We start from the raw sequence: 613 nt of genomic DNA, 5'->3' as shown, positions 1-613 counted from the left end.
GTGCATGTAGTGGGCCTGGTCGGCACGGACCAGGTCGGCGTCGCCGAGGGGGGACGTGGCGTGCAGTCTTGCGTTCATCGGGCTGTCGCTCTTCTCGGATGGATGCTCCGAGGGTGCAAGAGCACCGCGCGGCGGGCCATACCCCATTTTGGGGTAAGCGCTGGGTGCGGCCGACGCGGCTTGCTATCCTGCGGCGACAACGACAAGAACGAGCCGTACCGTCCATGCAGGCCATCGCCCCGAACGCGCTCGACCGCTGGCACGAACACCTGGCGCTGGCGATCCGGCGCCTGCGCCAACCCGACTTCCTCGCCGCGCTGGTCGACGCCATCCACCAACTGGTGCCGATCGAGTCGAGCATGATCAGCCTGGAACGCAAGGGCCACGCGCCCACCCTGCTCTACGAGCGCGGCATCGCCGAGCGCTTCCGCGAGGCGATCATCCGCCGCTACTTCTCTCGCGGCTACCTGCTCGACCCTTTCTGCCTGGCGGTGGAGGAAGGCCTTCCGGAAGGCTTCTACACCCTCGGCGAGATCGCCCCCGACGACTTCTTCCAGAGCGCCTACTACCAGACCTACTACCTCGGCGCCGGAGCGGTGGAGGACGTCTACTA

Annotated in this window: 1 protein-coding gene; it reads left to right on the top strand. The window is 67.0% G+C overall.

Annotation, left to right across the window (positions count from 1 at the left end; genetic code table 11):
* Positions 1-224 precede the first annotated feature (224 nt).
* Positions 225-613, top strand: a 389-nt coding sequence (locus ACLJNW_RS23015) for a hypothetical protein (RefSeq protein WP_410961066.1), incomplete at its 3' end; no start/stop codon positions are given.

Origin of the sequence: Salmonella sp. SAL4457 (genome assembly GCF_046548235.1) — a bacterium.
Lineage (GTDB): Bacteria > Pseudomonadota > Gammaproteobacteria > Enterobacterales > Enterobacteriaceae > Salmonella > Salmonella enterica.
This window is presented reverse-complemented; position numbering and strand designations above follow the sequence as displayed.